We start from the raw sequence: 17802 nt of genomic DNA, 5'->3' as shown, positions 1-17802 counted from the left end.
CCGATCAACGTGAGGCAGTAATGGAACGGATCGAGTTGGATATCCGCGGTGACATGGAGAATGGCAAGGCAGTCCTCTTCTACGAAGAGGATGATGAAAATTGCCAGGTGAAACTCGAGTACAAGGCGTTAAGTCTGTCGGGGGACGGACCGGACTTCTTCGAAGCCTTATCCGCAGTTCGTCAGAGGTTGGAAGCACATGGACTCCTCCTTGGCTGTTATGGCGCGAGCCTCAATGTGTTTCCTTCGCCCATGGCTAGGCAAATGGGCAGCGGGCTCAAGGCCTATAGACTAACGCTAGGACAGCAGGCAAAGAGACAGGACCTGGTTCGTATCTTTGATACAGGCCCGGACGTTCGACCGGCTTCAGTTGCCGCACAACGAGAATACTTCGATACGTGGCAAAAGAGCCTTGAGTAGCGTCCGGAAACGTATGCGATAGCTTCCCGCTGTCAATACGGCCCAAACCGAACGCTTACCTGCGGGCCTGCACGCGGTCGATAACTTCCAGCATCCACTCCCAAGCCGAACAAGCGGGTGAAACACGCACGTCACTGGCCTCCGGTCGGCGCCGGGTGCAGCCACGCAGTGCGCCGCGCGATCCAGCCGAGCCCCCAGCTGGCAATCGCCAGGCCGGCGAAGCCGAGACCAAGATGCACGGCCACCATCGCCGGCGCCTCGTGCACGCGAGGCGCGTGATAGAGCTTCCAAATGACGTCGAGAAACACCCAGAATCCCGACCCCGCGACGGCAGTACACCACTGCGGTGCCGCGAGCGCCGCGCGGGCGACCTGCTGACGGTAGATCAGCGGCACGAGCACGTACGCTGCAGTGATCCCTCCCATCAGCACACGCGTGCCCGGATACATCACGGACCCCACGCCGTAGCTCAGGGCGGCTGCGGCGAGCGCGAGGATCGCCCATTGCCACGCGATGAACGGTTCGGCGAACGGCTCGGCGGACCGGTCGCGCCCCGGCACGAGCACCGCATAGCCGACCTGCAGGATCCCGAAGCCGATCAGCGCGCAGCCGGCGCCGGTGGCCGCGTGCTCGAGCGCGGACAGCGCATCGTGATGCCCGACGGCCGCGCGGACCCATGCGCGCGCGGCGCGCGCGGTTGGATCGCCGCGTTCCGCCGCCTTGCGCCATGCGGAGCCGGCGGTCTCGCAGCGGAATGCGATCAGGATGAGCAGGCAGCCCAGCAATCCGTGATAGAGGGCGTGCAGCAGTTCCGGCCAGGTTTCGATCGACCGCCAGCGACGCGACGCACGCATTTCGTTCATGCGTCACCTCCGGTTGCCGCTCACTGCAGCGCATCTTCACGAGCGAATCCATGTGCATCAGCGCGTCACGCTCGAACACCGGCACCGCACGCTGCGGGCGTCCAGGCCGAAGCCGCGTTCTCGCCCTCGCCCGAGCACATCCGGACGGAAGGTGGACAGAACAGCTCTCCATGTCGCCCGTGGCAACACCTTCCGGGTGACTCCGAGCGTCGCGGCGTTCCTCCCAACTGCGCGACTGCATGTTCTCCCTGCACGAGACAGGCGACGGCCGTCACCATTTCCCAGTAGCGGCCTCGCAGGACACCCTGCTTCGGCATAGCAACGATGACGGGATCCTAATCGGTCGAACACAGCCAAGCACATACTGAACGCAAATGCCGACACGAACTGAACCGTTCGGTTTAAAATGTCCGCATCTCATCGCGCGGTGTTCCGAAATGGGCAGACCCAAAAAATTCAGCCGAGACGGCGTGTTGGAAAAGACGCTGCCCGTCTTTTGGAAATACGGCTTCGCCGGGACATCGCTCCAGCAGCTGGAACAAGCAACCGGGGTCAACAAGTCCGGGCTCTATTCGGAGTTCGAGGACAAGGAAGACCTGTTCCTGCATAGCCTCCTCTATTACTACGAGCATCGGGGTGCGCAGCAGATCCTCACCGCAGAGCCAAAGGGCTACGGCAACATCGAGCGCTTTCTTCGGCTCGGCGATCCGCAAGACAACGGCTGCGTGGGCTGTTTCTCAGTCAATTCGATCCGCGAATTCCCGTCGCTGTCTGAGCGTGTACGCGAGATCGTCGGCGCGTACCACCACCGACTGATGCCGCAGATCATCGAAAACATCGAGGCGGAACCTCACCGGCTCCCTGCCGCCACCATCGCCACGATCGTCACGGTGTTCTTTGCCGGTTATTGCATCGAACGTAATCTGCCCGAACTGGCGGAAAGCGACGCGGTCGGCTCTTTTATGCAAGCGCTGCGCGTTCTCTGAAGCACCATCGCTCGGTTGCTAGTCGATAGGGCGGACTTTCCGAACCGATTGGTTTTTTTAATTGGCGTCGTGACCTCGGCTTCTCCATACTGAACCAATCGGTTCAATAAAGTGCCGATCCAAACGGAGAGCAGCCATGGCCTTGAAGATCCATCCCATCAACTTCGGCAACATGTCGCTCGATTCGAGCGGCCTCGTGCTGTTTCGCGAACCCGGCAAGCAGGTAACGATCCCCGTGCTGGGCTTCCTGATCACCGGCGGCACTCACCCGGTCCTCGTCGATACGGGCTCGCGCAATGTCGAGCAGTACGCGGCGTTCGGCCTGCCGTACGAGGTGACGCCTGAGATGACGATCGAACATCACCTTGCCCAGCACGGGCTGAAGATGAGCGACATCCGTCACATCGTGCATACGCACGCCCACATCGATCACGTCGGCATGACCGACCGGTTCCCGATGACGACCACCGTAGGGATCTCACGTCGCGAACTCGAATTCGCCGCGTCAGGGATCATGGGCCCGCTGATGTACACCGCCGCCGATACCAAGCATCTGATCGACCGCCTGCACACGCGCGGCGCGATCCGTCTGTTCGACGTCGACGGTACGTTCGAGGAGGAGGTCATTCCGGGCGTCGCTATCCGCCTTTCCGGTGCCCATACGCCGGGTTCTCTGTCGGTGCTCGTCGAAACCGACGAAGGCATCGCTAACATCAGCGGCGACATTGCATACAACCTGAAGGACCAACTGATCTATCCGATCCTCGATCAGGCGGCGCACGAGCCCACGATTACCGCTAATCGTGCGATGTCAACGCTCGACGAAAAACGTGCGATCAAGCGCGCGCTCGCAACGAGCCGGTTTCTGCTGCCGAGTCACGATGCGCCGGCGCTCGTGAGTGGCGGAAAGATCGTCGGGGTGATGGAAAACGCGATCTCGAATCCGCAGGCCGACGTCACGAAGGCAGCCAATTACACGCTCCTGACGGCTGGCTGACGCCCTATGTCGCGCCCACTACGTCGAGCGCTCGGCCTGCTGATCTGCGCTGCGGGCGCATGGCACGTCGCGACCGAGCTGGTTCTGCATGCACTCGGTGGTTGACCGGTTGAACCGCGTGCGTCCCGCGGGCTTGCCGGGGCGCGCGCTTCCCAAGACTCGAAAGGACCACACATGGCTAAGCCCTTTTCACCGCGCACAACAAGCGCGCTTCGCATTCTGAGCCTCGCATACTTCGTACAGGCAACGGGGGCGCTCTCCGTCGTCGGCAGCCTCGATGCGATCTCGCGTCAGTGGGGACTCGCGGATTCGCAGAGTGTTTACCTCGTTACCGTGTTTGGAGTGACGTTCGCGTTTGCCGCGCCGCTGCTGCAGGTCGGCTTTGGCCACCTGCGGCGCCGTCGCCAGGTACTGCTCGGCCTGACAATGTTCAGTGCCGCGGCGCTTCTGCTGGCAGCCGCGCCGAATTATCCGGTACTGCTGCTGTCGCGTGTACTGATGGGCCTTGGCGCGGGCTTCATCGGCCCGGTGCTTGGTGCATTGGGCTCCAGCCTCGTCGAACCCGACGAACAGGGCAGCGCGATCGCTGTCGTGCTGCTTGGCCTGAGCGTTGCCGGCCTGGTGGGCATGCCATTGTCCGCATGGATCGCGCACGCATGGGGCGCACGAGCGCTCTTTCTCGTCATTGGACTCGCCGGCGCGGCGACCGCCGCGCTCATTGTCGCCGCCATACCCGACACGAGCCAGGGAGAAAACATCGAATTTGCAACGGTTGCGTCGCTGCTGACGCGCACCGATACGCTCAGTGCGTTCCTGGTCGTATTCTTCATCGCGGCTGGCGTCTACTCGACGTATGCCTTCATCGCGCCCATCATTCGCGATGTGTTCCACGCGGGTGCCGATACGGTATCGACCGCGCTCGTTGTGCTGGGCGTCGCAGGCATCGCCGGCAACCTGTTCGTGACTCGCGCCGCGCGCCGCTATAGCGCCGAAGCGATGCTGTTCGCCGGTCTCGCATTGCTTGCGCTCGACCTCGTATTTCTTCGCTTCACGCCCCCGAACCTGCGGCTGCTGTTCGTCGCGCTGCTCGCATGGGCGTTCGCGACCGACCTGCTGTGGCCGTCGCAGCAGCGGCGCATCGTCGAACTCGTGCCGCAATGGCGAGGCATCGCGCTGGCGTTGACGGCGTCGTTCGTGTTTTGCGGTATCGGCGTCGGCTCGGCCGTCGCTGGGTGGGTCTATCCCGCGTTCGGCCTGACAGGCACGATCGGCAGTTCGCTGGCATTCCTGGCGCTGGCGACCGGCAGCCTGCTCGTGTCGCGCGCATCGGTTAAGGCGCAGCGCGGCGTCGATGTGTGCCGCGCTTCGCTTCAACCATGACATCGTCAAAACCTCTCACGCATCGGCGTTGCGTCGTGGGACGCGCGGACCCCGCGCCCACGTCGCAGCAATCGGCCGCCCCCCACCACAATGGCGGGCAACCGGCTGGCTGGGGTCGGCAGCCCCATTTTCTGTCTATTGCAGAAACTGCTTCTCGCCATCTCGAGCTACTCGTCGGCCGAGCGACGTACGACAATCCCGATGACTGCTCTGATTGCATGAACGCGCGTTTCGCGCCCCTTCCACGGCATATCCATCATGTTGAATGCGTTGTCGATACTTCTCGTCAGCCAGCTCGTCGGCGAGCTACTCGCGCAACTGACGCATGCGCCGATTCCGGGCCCCTTGATCGGCATGCTGTTGCTGCTCGGTGTTCTGATGTGGAAGGGCGGGCCATCGCAGGAACTCGAAGGATTCGGCAAAAGCCTGTTGTCGTGGCTCGCGATGCTGTTCGTGCCCGCGGCCACGGGCCTGATAACCGAGTTCGATCGGTTGGCGGCGGACTGGTGGCGCATCGCCGCCGCCATATTCGTGTCGACGTTGCTCGGCCTCGCGACGACCGGATGGGCCATGGAGCGACTCAGCAAAACGCTCGCTGCTGAAACGGAGTCGGAACATGACGTCTGATCTCGCCTCTGCGTGGGCCGCGTTGCAACACCAACCGCTTTGGGGGTTGCTCGCGACACTGGCCGCATATCGGATCGGGCAGGTCGTGAATCGGGCGGCTCACGGACACGTGCTCGCTCACCCTGTTCTCGTCGCAGTGCTGATGCTCGTCGGTTTTCTGTCGATCACGCATGTGCAATACAGCGATTACCTGCTGGGCGCGCAGTATTTGCACTTTCTGCTCGGGCCGGCGACCGTCGCGCTCGCGATTCCGATGTTCCGCAATTTGCACCACATTCGCAGAACCGCCCGCGCGCTGGTCCCGGCACTCGCGATCGGTTCGATCGTATCGGCAGGCAGCGCCGCATTCATCAGCAAGGCGCTGGGTGCAGCGCCGGTGGTGACGGCGTCGCTGATCGCACATTCGGCGACCACGCCCATCGCAATGAGTATCTCTCGCGACATCGGCGGCGACCCGTCGCTGACCGCAACGTTCACGCTGGTTACCGGCATTGCGGCCGTGTTGCAGATCGGCGTGACCATGAAGGTGATGCGCATCGTCGACGCCCGTGCGCACGGTCTCGCGGCCGGAACCGCAGGCCACGGGCTGGCCACCGCGCGAATGCTGAGTATCAGCGAAACGGCGGGCGCGTTCGGCGGGCTCGCGATCGGAATGAGTGGCATCCTGACCGCACTCGTCGCGCCATTGCTGGCCGTGCTGACCAGATGAGCGACTCGGCGCACGGTCAGCGTGGTTCCGTCGCGCGAAAAAAACTGCGGCGGCTGGGATTCCCCTAAGCCGCCGCCTCTTTCAGAGCCGATATCCGCACGTTCAAATAATCTTCTCGAGCAGCGCGACGTCGAGTGTAGCCTTGCCGTCAAGCGCACGCGCAAGCGCCAGGAAAGCTGGCGCTTCGCCATGCACCTTGAGCGCGTGCTCGTCCCGCCATCGTTCGATCATCGTGAAGCGATGAGAAGCGCCGCGGTGTTGGTGCAGATCGTACTGCTCGCATCCATCCTCGGTCCGGACGGCGGGAACGGCCGCCAACAGCGCCGCTTCCACCTCCGCGGCGTGCCGCGGGTCTGCCGTAATCGTGGCAACCACATACTGCTTGGACATTGATACCTCCATTCTCGATTGGATCGTTCGGGCGCGAGCTGGCCGGTTGCCCGATCGCGGCCGCCTTCGTTGCGTGGCTTCAAACAGTATCGACCGCGTGCCGTCCACGTGACATGCAGATTTGTCGACATGAGGGGCCGCACCGACTCGTAAACCCGGCGTCGCGCCGTGAGAACGATCGGACACGGACATGCTCAGTCGACCGCTGGAAAATCCAGCGTCGTATCATTCACGCGGTTCACCAGGTTCGTGAACGTGATCGACGTGATGACAAGGATCGTCTCGATCACTTGGCGTTCCGAAAACCCGGCTGCCAGGACTGCGTCGAGAACGGCAGCGGGCACCGTATCGCGGCTGGTCACGATCGAGCGTACAAACGCGAGCAATGCGTCGCGGCGGGTATCGCCGGATGGCAGCCCGGCGCGAATGTGCTTCATCGCATCCGGCGCGAGGCCGGCCATCTTGCCGATCATCGTATGCGCCGCCAGGCAGTAATCGCAGCCGGAAAGCGCGCTTACGGCGAGGCGCACCGCTTCGACATCAGCCTGCTCGAGCGAACTCGCCGCAATAGCGGCGTCCACGTGCAGCATCGCCGCGAGACCGGCGGGACTGTGTGTGCCGATGGTCGCATAGGCATTCGGGACTTTGCCGATCGCGGTCTTGATCTGGTCGAACACGACTGCGGTTTCGCCGGTCGCTTCCGACGGCTTCAAGGTGGTCAAGCGTGTCATGTATCTCTCACTGATGTGGATAATCGGGCGCCGGCCAGCAAAGGTCGGCGCGATAGCGGGCGCACGAATCAATTCCCGCGTTCCCGGCTTTACTGCGGATCAAACGAGGCAAGAAGCGGATCGGCACAGCCGCGCATCGAACGCGATCCCCTGCGGCCCCTTTTTCCCTTCATCCTGTAGCGCTGAAATGAATGTCGCCCTCGACGTTACACGCGCGCTCAAAACGCCGTTCAAATGGCGACTCGCAGGCGACAATGCACGACGCGCGGTTCTCACGGCACGAATGCAACGGATAACCGTTGAACCGATCTCGCGCACCTCGGCGTGCATGAGAACCGAAGTGCGCGAGCAACATCACCGACCCGGCTCTCCGGGCACCAGATTGTTGACGACGGACGTTACGCCCGCGACGCGCGACGCGCTGTCGGCTGCGAGCTGCACCTGCTCACTGTCTGGTACGTAGCCGGTAAGCGTCACCGTCCCATGGCGGACGAACACCCTCGCGTTGATCGCCTCCAGCCCTTTCGTTTTCGACAGGGCCCATACGATTTTGCGCGACAGCGCCCGATCGGCGGAGCGTTCCGCCTTCCTCTCGGCCTTCTTCACTTCCTTCCGGCTGACGACGGCGTCGGAGGACGGCCCTGAGTCCTGCGCTGCTGCATGGGCGGAAACGCCGAAAGCCAAATACGTTACGTACAGAACCGACGCAATAATTTTCTTCATCACAGGCTCTTTAAAAGACGTTAATGGAAATTCGAAAAGGGGTGAAACCGGATCGAATGGTAGACAGGCGGCTACCTACGCTCAATGGCGCATTTCCGAAAACAGCTTTCAAGCCGCGGCGATGATCGTCCCCTCGCTGCCGCCCGCCACACGGCCTATACCGGCGTATAGGTGCATTCAATATTTCCGGCTAGTGCGAATACCCGACGAGACGATTTTCCGGATGCTCCGGCAACGGCACAGTACCGCCACGTGCTGCATGGTATTCCGCAATACGGGAAATTCTGCCAAGTCACGACAGAGCTGCCGCAGCTTAATCTGACGAGTTTCGGGGCGCCCCGCCCCGCACTGGAGTGAAAAGCCGATGATCGCCACTTTGCAGGAGCTTCGGTATTCGCCACAGGACACACGCGGCCACACGGTGAATCCGTGCACGCTACTCGGTCGCGTCGCCCGTGTAGTCGCGCATCGCGGCGATCATTGGCGCGATCCGTTCGCGCAGATGCGCATGGAGATATCTGACCGCGGGCGAGAACTGACGACGATGCGGGCACACAAGGCTCAGTGGAGCCGCCTCGCCCCGCTGTTCGGGCAGCAATACGTTCAGTCGTCCCGCGCAGACATCGTCATGGACATCGAGCCAGGACTTGTATGCGATTCCGCGGCCTTCGACGGCCCAGCGCCTCGCGATCTCGGCATCGTCGCAAAGCAGTACGCCCTTCACCGTGACCTGACGTCGGACGCCGCTGGCCGGGAAAACCCAGCGATCGTACACACGTCCGCTGAGCACGAAAGGCAGACAGTCGTGCAGCACCAACTCGTCGAGCGATGCCGGTGCACCGTACCGCTTCACATATCCGGGAGACGCTACGAGCACGCGGCGATTGTCTTCCGCGAGCGGCAATGCGACGTAGCTCGCGGCCTCCGGTGCGCCGTAGCGTATCGCCACATCGACGGGATCGCGAAACACGTCGGTCACGTGGTCCGACAACGACAGCCTCAGCACGAGCTTCGGGTGCGCGTCGCGGAACACGCCGAGCCACGACAGCAACGCGTTGCGCCCGATATCCGACGGTGCCGCGATTCGCAACGTACCTTGAAGCGCCTGTTTGTCTCCATGCAAACGCTCGCGCCCCTCGTGGATCGTCGACAGCACTTCTTCCGCATAGGGAAGGTATTGCTCGCCTTCCGCGGTGAGCTTGAGGCTGCGCGTCGAACGGGCAAAGAGGCGCGTGTCGAGCTCCCGTTCCAGTCTTTGTATGGCGGCACTTACCTGACCGGGCAACAGATCGGCTTCCCTCGCTGCGCTCGAGAAGCTGCCCAGCGCCGCCGTTCTCACGAACAGTTGGAGATCCTCTAGCCGCACCATTTTCATTCCCGGAGTGAAGGTCCTGCCTAATGTAACGCGTTTCTCCGATAGATGCGGTCGCGCAGAATTGCATCCACATGCCGGGACCGGCGCGCAACCCGACGCCGGCGACGGCTCGAACACGACACGGAGTTCATCGATGAAAGCAGTTGTCTATACCCAGCACGGCCTGCCCGCCGACCATCCGGAATCGCTCATCGATGCCGACGTACCGAAGCCCGAAGCAGGACCGCAGGACCTGCTGGTGAAGGTCGACGCGATCGCGGTCAATCCGGTTGACACGAAGGTTCGTATGGGTTCGCCCACCGGCCAGCCGCGCATCCTCGGCTGGGACGCCGCGGGCACCGTCGAAGCGGTCGGCAGCGCCGTGTCGATGTTCGCGCCCGGCGACAAGGTGTTCTTCGCCGGCTCGATCGCGCGGCCCGGCGCCTATGCGCAGTACGTCGCCGTCGACGAGCGCATCGTCGGCCGCAAGCCCGCGACGCTGTCCGACGCGCAAGCCGCAGCATTGCCGCTCACGTCGCTCACTGCGTGGGAGCTGCTGTTCGATCGCCTCGGCATCGCCGAAGGCGGCGGCGCCGGCGACGCGTTGCTGATCGTCGGCGCGGCCGGCGGCGTCGGGTCGATGCTCACGCAACTGGCGCGTCGGTTGACCGGACTTCGCGTGATCGGCACCGCATCGCGCCCGGAAACGCGCGCATGGGCGCAAGCGCTGGGCGCACACGACGTCATCGACCATACCGGGCCGCTGCTCGAAGGGCTGCGCAGCATCGGCGCACCGCAGGTGCGCTACGTTGCGAGCCTCACGCAGACGGACATCCACTACGCGCAACTCGTCGAGGCGCTCGCGCCGCAGGGCCGGCTCGCCGTCATCGACGATCCCGACACCCTCGACGCCGTGCCGCTGAAGCGCAAGTCGATCTCGCTCCATTGGGAGCTGATGTTCACCCGCTCCCTGTTCGAATCCGCCGACATGGTCAGGCAGCACGAAATCCTCGACCGCGTCGCCGCGCTGATCGACGACGGCGTGTTGCGCACGACCATGGCCGATCACTTCGGCACCATCAACGCCGCGAATCTGCGTCGTGCCCACGCGCTGATCGAGAGCGGGCGCTCGCGCGGCAAGATCGTCCTCGAAGGATTCTGACGCGCGCCCACCCATGCCGCATCGCCATTCCGAACTCATCGCATCCGACCGGAGAACCACCATGCGCTACCCGCATCCGCAACTCGTCCGCTTCCGTTCCCTCCGCCGCCACGCAGCCGCACTCGCGGCCGGCATGGCATTCGGCCTGCTCGTCGGCCCGGCCTTCGCGCAAGCGCCGGCGCACGACACGCTGCCTGCAGGACAGGCGACCGAGCGCACCGTCGGCGCCATCGACATGGTCGCGACGTTTTCCGGCGCGATGCCCACCGGCGTGACGGTAACCGAGCACGGCCGCATCTTCGTGAACTTCCCGCGTTGGGGCGACACGGTACCGTTCACGGTCGGCGAACTGCGCGACGGTCGCGTCGTCGCCTATCCGAACGCAGAGATCAACCGCGCCGATGCGTCCCACGCGGCCACCCACTTCCTGAGCGTGCAGAGCGTCGTTGCCGACGGCCACGGCCGGCTGTGGGTGCTCGATACCGCGGCGCCGAATTTTTCGGAGCCGGTCGCCGGCGGCGCGAAACTCGTCGCGATCGATCTCGCCACGAACCGCGTCGTCAAGACCATCGTGTTTCCAGCCAACGTGATGCGCGCGCAAACCTATGTGAACGACGTGCGCTTCGACTTTCGCGTCGGCAAGGCGGGCATCGCTTACGTGACGGACTCGTCGCTGTCCGGAGTCGGCGGCCTGATCGTCATGGATCTCGACAGCGGGAAGGCGGTACGCCGCCTCACCGGCGACGTGTCGACGTCCGCGGACCCAGCCTTCGTGCCGGTCGTCGAAGGGCAGACGCTGAAGATCCGCGATGCGAATGGGACGAGCAAGCCGTTCACCGTGGCCTCCGACGGCATCGCACTGTCCGCCGACGGCGAGACGCTCTATTACTGCCCGCTGTCGAGCCGTCATCTGTACGCGATCTCGACCGCGATGCTGCGCGACCCGTCGATCAGCGACGCGCAACTCGCTGCGGCCGTGAAGGATCTCGGCGAGAAGGGCGCGTCCGACGGCCTCGAGAGCGATGCGAACGGGAACGTCTATGCAGGCGATTACGAGCACGATTCGATCCGCCGCCTTCAGCCGGGCGGCGAATGGCAGACCATCGTGCACGACCCGCGCGTGCTGTGGCCGGACACGCTGTCGGTCGGCCCCGACGGCTATCTGTACTTCACCGCGAATCAGCTCCATCGCCAGCCGGTGTTCCACGGCGGCAAGGACGAGCGCCAGAAGCCGTATGCGCTGTTTCGCGTGCGCATCGACGCAGGCCCCGCGCCGACGCGCTGATCCCTCTACCCATCACCGACCACCGGAATTTCCACCATGAACCTCGCCGACGCCATCCATGCCCGCCACACCGTGAAGGCCTTCGAAAGCGGCAAGTCGCTGCCGCAGACGCAGATCGAGACGCTGCTCGCCCTGCTCCACCAGTCGCCGTCTTCGGTGAATTCGCAGCCGTGGCACTTCGTCGTGGCCGCGACGCCGGAAGGACGTGCGCGCATCGCGGCGGCAACGACCGGCAGCTACGCATACAACGAGCCCAAGGTCGTCAATGCGTCGCACGTGATCGCGATGTGCATGCGAATCGACATGGACGACGCGCATTTGCACGCCATCCTTGAGCGCGAGTCCGCCGACGGCCGATTCAGAACCGCCGAGATGCGCGCCGGGCAAGACAAGAGCCGCCGCTCGTACGTCGACATGCACAAGTACGAGCTGCGCGATACGGCGCAGTGGATGGAAAAGCAGGTCTACCTCGCGCTGGGCGGACTGCTGCTCGGCGCGGCCGTGCTCGGCGTCGACGCGACCCCGATGGAAGGCTTCGACAGCCGCGCGCTCGACGCGAGCCTCGGCCTGCGCGAGCAAGGCTTGACGAGCGTCGTGCTGGTGTCGCTCGGATTCCGCAGCGACCAGGACTTCAACGCGGATCTGCCCAAATCGAGGCTGCCGCGCGAGCGGATCTTCACCTTCATCTGATCGTTCGATGCGCGCGTGTCGTGTCGTCGAGGCACGGCAGCGCGCGGCTGCATCACTTCGAGGAGCGTCATCATGTCCGAGCTCGTTCGTATGGACACGCAGCGCAGCACGACGGCTGCGTCGTCGTCCAGATATGGCGGTGCGTTGTTATTGAGCGCAGCCATCTTCCTGTGGGGCGCCAACTGGCCGGCGATGAAGCTGGGCCTCGCGCACGTCACGCCGCTGTGGCTGTCGGCGACACGCTTCGCATCCGGCGCGCTGTGCCTGTTCGCCGTGCAGGCCGCGACCGGCACGCTGCGGGTGCCCAAGCGCGGCGATCTGCCGTTCCTGGCCAGCATCGGCGTCCTTCAGATGCTCGCGTTCACCGCATTGAGCGCGGTTGCACTGCATCACGTCGGCGCCGGCCGCTCGGCCGTGCTCGCTTATACGACGCCGATCTGGGTCACGCCGGTGTCGGTCCTCGCGTTCCGCGAGCGGCTGTCCGCTCGCGCCGCCTTCGGCACGGCGCTCGGTGTGGCCGGCGTGCTGCTGTTCAGTCCGCTCGACGTGGACTGGCACGACCATCGCGCCGTGCTCGCGAACCTCATGCTGCTCGCGGCCTCGCTGTGCTGGGCCGTGTGCATCCTGCACCTGCGGCATTTCCGCAGCGCATCGAGCGCCTATGCACTCGCACCGTGGCAGATGCTCGTCGCCGCCGCGCCGCTGGTCGCGCTCGCCGCGATCGTCGAAGGGCCGTACACCGGCGACGGCAGCGTCGCGCTGACGTCGGCGCTGGTCTACATCGGCCCGATCGCGACGGCGTTCTGCTTCTGCGCGGTGAATGCGGCGAACACGCGCATGTCGAGCACGAGCATGGCGACTGCGATGCTCGGCGTTCCGGTCGTCGGGCTCGTCACGTCGGTGCTCTGGCTTCACGAGCATCTCACCACGGGTCTCGCGACCAGCGTCGTCCTCATCGTCGCCGGCATCGCGCTTTCCGTTACATCGCGCTGAACGCGTTCGTCTACCCAGGAGCATCCCATGATCGACCCCATCCCGACGCCATCCAGCCTCACGCTGGTTACCATCGACCTGTCGTTTCATCGTGCGGCGTCCGCCGTCGTGCGACGCATTCTCAACGCGCACGGCATCGCGGTCGACGAGTGCTTCGCGCCGCACGAACAAGCGTTCCAGATGCTGCGCGAAGGCCAGGCCGACATGCTCAGCAGCGCGTGGCTGCCGAGCAGCCACAGCATTTATCTCGCGCCGTTTGAGCATGACGTCGAGAAAATCACCGTTCTTTATCGGCCATACGCGTTGTGGGGCGTGCCGGATTATGTTCCGGCCAGCGCAGTGCGCGCGATTCCCGATCTGAAGCGGCCCGATGTCGCCGCCCGGATGGTCAAGCGGATTCAAGGCATCAATCCAGGCGCGGGCATCAGCCGCTTTTCGCGCGAAATCGTTACGCAGTATGGTCTGGACGACGCGGGCTATCACTTCGAGAACGGCACGCTCGATGACTGCGTTGGCGCCTTCGAACAGGCGGTCGCCGAGCGTCGCTGGGTCGTCGTTCCGCTGTGGACACCGCAGTATCTGCATGAGCAATACACGATCCGCGAACTCGACGATCCAAAGGGTCTGCTGGGCGGCACGGACGACGCCACGCTGATCGTGAGGAAGGCATCGCTGCACGCTATCGCCCCCGCCGCGCTGGCCGAACTGCGCGCGCTGAACCTCGGCAATCGCGAGACGAGCCGGCTCGACTACCTGCTGTCACGCACCGGTGCGACGCAGCCGAGCTGACGCGCGACGATCGGCGCCGCCAGACGCCAGTTCGCCGATCGAGTATTCATGCTGGATGAATTGAGTTTATGGGTGGGGCTCGTTGATCGACCTGTCATGCGACCAATACACTGCATCGCACTACGCCGACACGACCGAGGAAGCGCATGCAGCACCGAGCCACCGGCATCACGCAAGCGGTTCGTGGACTTCCCCGACAGTGTCGATCACTTCGTCACCCTCATCGGAGCAACAGCATGACGCAAGCACATCAAGGCACCGCACTCATCACCGGCGCATCGTCGGGCATCGGCGCGATCTATGCCCAACGACTCGCACGCCGCGGCTTCGATCTCGTCCTCGTTGCCCGCAACCGCGACCGGCTCAACGACTTCGCGAAGCGCATCACCGACGACACGCAGCGCAATGTAGACGTGATCGCCGCCGACCTCGGCGATCCGCATGCGCTCGCCGAGATCGAAGCAAAGCTGCGCACGGACGCGAGCATCACGCTGCTCGTGAACAACGCCGGCGTCGGCACGCACAAGCCGCTGCTCGAAAGCGATGTCGACGCCATGACGCGCATGATCGACCTCAACGTGACGGCGCTGACGCGCTTGACCTATGCGGCCGTACCGGGCTTCGTCGCGCGCGGCCGCGGCGCGGTCATCAACATCTCGTCGATCGTCGCAATCGGCCCCGAGCTGCTGAACGGCGTGTACGGCGGCAGCAAGGCGTTCACCCTCGCCTTCACGCAGTCGCTTCATCACGAGCTGGCGGACAAGGGCGTGCAGGTGCAGGCCGTTCTGCCGGGCGCGACGGCCACGGAGTTCTGGGACATCGGCGGGCTCCCGCTCGACAATCTGCCGAAGGAGATCGTGATGTCGGCGTCCGACCTGGTCGATGCGGCACTCAGCGGTTTCGACCGTCGGGAAGTCGTCACGATTCCGTCGCTTCACGCAGCGGAAGAATGGGACGCCTACGATGCCGCGCGTCGCGTCATGCTTCCTCATCTGTCGAACAGCGTCGTCGCTGCCCGTTACGCGGTCACGCATTGACCGTCGCCATCCATTTTCGTAGCAGCTCCCGTCACACACTCAAAGGAACGTCGATCATGAAACTCACCGGAAACACCATCTTCATCACCGGCGGCACGTCGGGCATCGGCCGCGCGCTCGCGGAAAACCTGCATCGTCGCGGCAACAAGGTCATCGTCGCCGGGCGTCGCAAGGCGCTGCTCGACGAAATCGCACGCGCGAATCCGGGCATCGACACCGTGGAGCTGGACGTGGGCGACGCGCAGCAGATCGAGCGCGTCGCACGCAAGCTGATCGCCGACTATCCGACGCTGAACGTCGTCGTCAATAACGCGGGCATCATGCCGTTCGACGATGCCGGCGGCGCGCTCGACGACGCCCAGGCCGTGCGGCTCGTGACCACCAACCTGCTCGGACCGGTTCGCGTCAGCGCGGCGCTCGTCGAGCATCTGAAAGCGCAACCCGAGTCGTACATCATCAACAACAGCTCCGTTCTCGCATTCGTGCCGCTCGCGGGCACCGCGCTCTATTCGGCGACGAAGGCGGCCGTTCACTCGTACACGCTGTCGCAGCGCTTTGCGTTGCGAAACACGAGCGTGCGTGTTCTCGAGATCGCACCGCCGTGGGTCGATACGGACCTAATCCACAAGAGCGGCGATCCGCGCGCAATGCCGCTCGACGCATTCATCGCGGAGACGCTCAAGCGTCTCGAAACCGCGACGACGGAAGTCGTGGTCGAGGCGGCGCAGCCGCTGCGCAGCAACGTCGGCCCGAACGAGCATGCGTTCGTCGAGCAGTTCAATCAGGCGCTCGTCGACAACCCGATTCCGGTTGCATGAGTCGTTGCGGATCAACGTATGGACAACTGGAGGAGTCGCATTATGGAAAGCCCCAGACATTACGAGTACCTGTTCCTTGGCGGCGGCAAGGGCGGCAAGTCGCTGGCGATGGATCTCGCGCGTAGCGGCAAGCGCGTGGCTGTCATCGAGCGCGGGATGATCGGTGGTTCGTGCATCAACGTCGCGTGCATTCCGAGCAAAACGTTGATCCAGAACGCACGCAACATGCACGCGTGGCGCACCGCCGCTGCGCCGGCGCGCCCCGTTGCCGACATGGCGCGCGTTCATGCGAACGTTCGCGGCGTCGTCGAAGGGATGGTGGATATCAACCGCCGCGCGTTCGAGCAGTCCGGCCTCGAGCTAGTCATCGGCTCCGGCCGCTTCGTCGCGCCGCGGCGGATCGCCGTACGTGCTGCCGACGGCAGCGAGCAGGTGTTCGAAGGCGAGAACGTCTACATCAACACCGGCACCGTCGCGACGATTCCCGACGTACCGGGGCTACGCGACGCCGGCCCGCTGACCCACGTCGAGGCGCTCGACCTCGACGTGCTACCCGAAAAACTGATCGTCATCGGCGGCGGCTACGTCGGCCTCGAGATGGCGCAGGCGTTCCGGCGTCTCGGCAGCGAGGTCGTCGTCGTTCATGACGCGCCGCGCGTCGCAGCCCGCGAGGACGAAGACGTCAGCATCGCGATCCAGCAGGCGTTCGAAAGCGACGGGATCACGCTGAAACTGTCCGCCCGCGTGGCACGCGTGGACGGCCGGTCGGGCGCCGGCGTCACGGTCGCGCTCGGCGACGGCACTACGGTCGAAGGCAGTCATCTGCTCGTGGCGACCGGCCGGCGGCCGGTCACGGACGGCATCGGCCTCGAGCTGGCCGGGGTCGAGCGCGACGAGCGCGGCTTCATCAAGGTCGACGACACGCTCGCGACCACAGCGGAACGGACCTGGGCCATCGGCGAAGTAGCCGGCACGCCGATGTTCACGCACGCGTCGTTCGACGATTATCGCGTGCTTAAGGCCGGCATCGAAGGCCGTCGCGGCAGCACGGCGTCGCGCGTGATTCCGTACGCGTTGTTCACCGACCCGGAGCTGGCGCGCATCGGCCTGAACGAAGCGGAAGCCAAAGCGCGGAACACGCCGGTCATTGTCGCGAAACTGCCGATGGCGGCCGTACCGAGAGCGCGCACCAACGGCACCACCACAGGGTTCATGAAGGCGCTCGTCGCGCCGGACACCGGCCGGATTCTCGGCTTCACGATGGTCGGTGCGGGCGCTGGCGAAGTGATGTCGGCCGTGCAGATCGCGATGATCGGCAAGTTGCCCTACACGTCGGTGCGCGACGCGATTCTTGCCCATCCGCTTCTCGCCGAAGGCCTCAACCTGCTTTTCGCAACGATCAAGTAAGCCGCCGCTCGCGCAGATTGCCGGTTTTTCCCGGCCGGTCGCGCGGGCCGGGCCGGCCGCTCGCGCCGTCGCGACGCCTGATGCGTCGCGACGGCGCCGGCACTTCCGCACGCGTGTCGCAGCCGACATAAAAATGACTGCACTTGGCGTACTCGCGTCGCCACTATCCGGTAAAATCCGCGGGCAAGTTCGAATGGCGCGTCGCTCCTGTCAACGTACACGGGCTGCGCCGCAGTCGCGAGCTTCGAGAAAAACATGCGTTCGTCGATACCGGCGCCCCGCCGCGGGCGTGTGGGCATCGACCGTGGGTAAAGTCGCCGTTCTTCCACTTGCATCGAGCATCCCGCTGCGCTTCGTTAGCGAGCGAACGACGTGCACGCGTAGATGTGGGTCGCGGCGTGGAAACATGAATTGCTGTTGGCATTCGATATCGACGAACACA

General features: G+C 64.3%; 19 protein-coding genes. 14 read left to right on the top strand and 5 right to left on the bottom strand.

The window, feature by feature from the left end; translation table 11 throughout:
• The first annotated feature begins 20 nt into the window (after positions 1-20).
• Positions 21-419: a hypothetical protein gene (locus DTA15_RS32630; RefSeq protein WP_012493810.1), complete on the top strand. Its 399-nt coding sequence runs from the start codon at positions 21-23 to the stop codon at positions 417-419.
• Positions 420-550: 131 nt separating this feature from the next.
• Here the strand turns inward: DTA15_RS32630 and DTA15_RS32625 are convergent, their stop codons facing one another.
• Entirely contained in the window at positions 551-1282 is a 732-nt protein-coding gene (locus tag DTA15_RS32625; RefSeq protein ID WP_006482391.1) for a hypothetical protein, read from the bottom strand.
• A gap of 470 nt (positions 1283-1752) precedes the next feature.
• Here DTA15_RS32625 and DTA15_RS32620 point away from each other — a divergent pair, with 470 nt between their 5' ends.
• The 5 genes from DTA15_RS32620 to DTA15_RS32600 all read left to right on the top strand — a co-directional run bounded on the left by DTA15_RS32620 (position 1753) and on the right by DTA15_RS32600 (position 5981).
• The gene (locus DTA15_RS32620) at positions 1753-2268 is read left to right on the top strand and encodes a TetR/AcrR family transcriptional regulator (RefSeq protein ID WP_227743142.1); all 516 of its coding nucleotides are present in this window, start codon (positions 1753-1755) and stop codon (positions 2266-2268) included.
• 196 nt (positions 2269-2464) lie between these two features.
• Positions 2465-3265 (top strand): N-acyl homoserine lactonase family protein, encoded by an 801-nt coding sequence (locus tag DTA15_RS32615; protein WP_227743133.1) that lies wholly within the window; start codon positions 2465-2467, stop codon positions 3263-3265.
• Positions 3266-3439: 174 nt separating this feature from the next.
• Positions 3440-4645 carry an MFS transporter gene (locus DTA15_RS32610; protein ID WP_006482372.1) on the top strand — a complete coding sequence of 402 codons (1206 nt, stop codon included), beginning with the start codon at positions 3440-3442 and terminating at the stop codon, positions 4643-4645.
• A 258-nt stretch (positions 4646-4903) separates the two neighbouring features.
• On the top strand, positions 4904-5272 hold the full coding sequence (locus DTA15_RS32605) for a CidA/LrgA family protein (RefSeq protein WP_006482404.1): 369 nt from the start codon (positions 4904-4906) through the stop codon (positions 5270-5272).
• Positions 5262-5981 (top strand): LrgB family protein, encoded by a 720-nt coding sequence (locus DTA15_RS32600; RefSeq protein WP_006482383.1) that lies wholly within the window; start codon positions 5262-5264, stop codon positions 5979-5981. The genes DTA15_RS32605 and DTA15_RS32600 overlap by 11 nt, the downstream gene beginning before the upstream one ends.
• A 102-nt stretch (positions 5982-6083) precedes the next feature.
• On the opposite strand, the gene DTA15_RS32595 is transcribed toward DTA15_RS32600, so the two are convergent.
• The 4 genes from DTA15_RS32595 to DTA15_RS32580 form a co-directional block, all read right to left on the bottom strand.
• The gene (locus DTA15_RS32595; protein ID WP_006482378.1) at positions 6084-6371 is read right to left on the bottom strand and encodes a putative quinol monooxygenase; all 288 of its coding nucleotides are present in this window, start codon (positions 6369-6371) and stop codon (positions 6084-6086) included.
• A 194-nt stretch (positions 6372-6565) separates the two neighbouring features.
• On the bottom strand, positions 6566-7102 hold the full coding sequence (locus tag DTA15_RS32590; protein WP_006482423.1) for a carboxymuconolactone decarboxylase family protein: 537 nt from the start codon (positions 7100-7102) through the stop codon (positions 6566-6568).
• A gap of 354 nt (positions 7103-7456) precedes the next feature.
• Positions 7457-7825 carry a BON domain-containing protein gene (locus tag DTA15_RS32585; RefSeq protein WP_012493813.1) on the bottom strand — a complete coding sequence of 123 codons (369 nt, stop codon included), beginning with the start codon at positions 7823-7825 and terminating at the stop codon, positions 7457-7459.
• A gap of 436 nt (positions 7826-8261) precedes the next feature.
• Positions 8262-9194: a LysR family transcriptional regulator gene (locus DTA15_RS32580; protein ID WP_012493814.1), complete on the bottom strand. Its 933-nt coding sequence runs from the start codon at positions 9192-9194 to the stop codon at positions 8262-8264.
• A gap of 139 nt (positions 9195-9333) precedes the next feature.
• Between DTA15_RS32580 and DTA15_RS32575 the strand changes: the two genes are divergently transcribed.
• The 8 genes from DTA15_RS32575 (at position 9334) to DTA15_RS32540 (ending at position 17360) form a co-directional block, all read left to right on the top strand.
• The gene (locus tag DTA15_RS32575; protein WP_006482443.1) at positions 9334-10341 is read left to right on the top strand and encodes a zinc-binding alcohol dehydrogenase family protein; all 1008 of its coding nucleotides are present in this window, start codon (positions 9334-9336) and stop codon (positions 10339-10341) included.
• 61 nt (positions 10342-10402) lie between these two features.
• Positions 10403-11626, top strand: coding sequence for an L-dopachrome tautomerase-related protein (locus DTA15_RS32570; protein WP_006482453.1), 1224 nt, complete (start codon positions 10403-10405; stop codon positions 11624-11626).
• A gap of 36 nt (positions 11627-11662) precedes the next feature.
• The gene (nfsB, locus tag DTA15_RS32565) at positions 11663-12316 is read left to right on the top strand and encodes an oxygen-insensitive NAD(P)H nitroreductase (protein ID WP_006482441.1); all 654 of its coding nucleotides are present in this window, start codon (positions 11663-11665) and stop codon (positions 12314-12316) included.
• Positions 12317-12388: 72 nt separating this feature from the next.
• A complete protein-coding gene (locus tag DTA15_RS32560; RefSeq protein ID WP_006482417.1) occupies positions 12389-13309 on the top strand; it encodes a DMT family transporter in 921 nt (306 codons plus the stop codon).
• Positions 13310-13336: 27 nt separating this feature from the next.
• Positions 13337-14098 carry a glycine betaine ABC transporter substrate-binding protein gene (locus DTA15_RS32555; RefSeq protein WP_006482454.1) on the top strand — a complete coding sequence of 254 codons (762 nt, stop codon included), beginning with the start codon at positions 13337-13339 and terminating at the stop codon, positions 14096-14098.
• A 236-nt stretch (positions 14099-14334) separates the two neighbouring features.
• Positions 14335-15135: an SDR family NAD(P)-dependent oxidoreductase gene (locus DTA15_RS32550; protein ID WP_006482433.1), complete on the top strand. Its 801-nt coding sequence runs from the start codon at positions 14335-14337 to the stop codon at positions 15133-15135.
• 56 nt (positions 15136-15191) lie between these two features.
• Positions 15192-15953 (top strand): SDR family oxidoreductase, encoded by a 762-nt coding sequence (locus DTA15_RS32545; protein ID WP_006482429.1) that lies wholly within the window; start codon positions 15192-15194, stop codon positions 15951-15953.
• Between the two features lie 42 nt (positions 15954-15995).
• Complete coding sequence (locus DTA15_RS32540; protein ID WP_006482403.1) at positions 15996-17360, top strand: FAD-dependent oxidoreductase; 1365 nt, start codon at positions 15996-15998, stop codon at positions 17358-17360.
• The last annotated feature ends 442 nt before the right edge of the window (positions 17361-17802 follow it).

Source organism: Burkholderia cenocepacia (assembly GCF_900446215.1).
In the GTDB taxonomy this organism is placed as follows: Bacteria; Pseudomonadota; Gammaproteobacteria; order Burkholderiales; family Burkholderiaceae; genus Burkholderia; species Burkholderia cenocepacia.
This window is presented reverse-complemented; position numbering and strand designations above follow the sequence as displayed.